The organism is Halobacillus sp. BBL2006 (assembly GCF_000786645.1).
GTDB lineage: Bacteria > Bacillota > Bacilli > Bacillales > Halobacillaceae > Halobacillus.
Genome location: NZ_JRNX01000794.1, coordinates 1 through 994, shown reverse-complemented (window position 1 = coordinate 994; position 994 = coordinate 1). Strand labels below are relative to the sequence as shown.

The 994-nt window shown below is 45.7% G+C and carries 1 protein-coding gene and 1 pseudogene; one reads left to right on the top strand and one right to left on the bottom strand.

The window, feature by feature from the left end; translation table 11 throughout:
* The coding region (locus LD39_RS19765) for an NAD(P)/FAD-dependent oxidoreductase (protein ID WP_035552435.1) at positions 1 to 747 on the top strand (747 nt) is incomplete at its 5' end.
* Positions 748 to 803: 56 nt separating this feature from the next.
* Here the strand turns inward: LD39_RS19765 and LD39_RS23295 are convergent.
* A pseudogene (locus LD39_RS23295) lies at positions 804 to 994 on the bottom strand (alpha-L-glutamate ligase); the annotation flags it as partial.

The following is a 994-nucleotide window of genomic DNA, read 5'->3' as shown; positions in this document are numbered from 1 at the left end:
TGCGAAGATAACTACCACGGGATTGAAGGTGCTGAGCAATTTACTGAAAGTGTCCAGACATTCTCAAAAGCACGGAGCGCAGGTTACTCCATCGGAAATCTGGGAGCTTATAAAAATGTGACGGTCGTTGGTGCCGGCTTGAGCGGAATCGAAGTCGCTTCTGAAGTTCGTGAAAGCCGATCCGACCTGAACATCCGCCTCCTTGACCGCGGGGAAAGCGTCCTGAAGGCTTTTGACTCGAAAATTCAAAAGTATGTAGAGAAATGGTTTAAGGAGAATGATGTCGAGGTCATCCACAGAGCGAATGTCGAGTACGTGGAAAAAGACGGCGTTTGCAACAACGGCATCTGCTATATGAACGACGTCACTGTCTGGACCGCTGGTGTCCGACCAAATTATCTCGTTCGAGAGCTCCCTTTTGAGAAGGATTGCCAAGATAAAGTGGTCATTAATGACTTTTATCAAGTTCCAAGTCATCAAAATGTTTACATCGTTGGAGACTGTGCCTCAGCGGATCATTCTCCTAGTGCTCAGCTTGCTGGCGCCCAAGGAGAGAAAATAGCGGATGTTTTGACTGCTGTGCTTAACGACCGCGTCCCGGAACGTCCAAGTGAAGTGAAGCTGAAAGGTACGCTGGGTTCTTTAGGTAAAAGTGATGGATTCGGTAACATGATGCAAAAACCGATGACCGGTATGCTGCCGCGACTTGCGAAGTCAGGCGTACTCTGGTTGAGCAAGCGTCACTAAAAGTAAAATGCAAAAGTGCCTTTGAACAATTGTTCAAGGCACTTTTTTTGACGAGATCAAGCATGCACTTTATTGAGCTGTTCTCCTAGATACTTCGCAAGCTCAAGCATTCCATAAACGCCTGCTTTCGCTTCTGCATCAGAATTGTAATTCGTATTCGTGTTTACGTCATACGCATAAAGGTTTCCTTCTTGATCTTGAATCGCCTCAATAGCTGCGACATCAATTTTATTTTCTTTTAAAAATG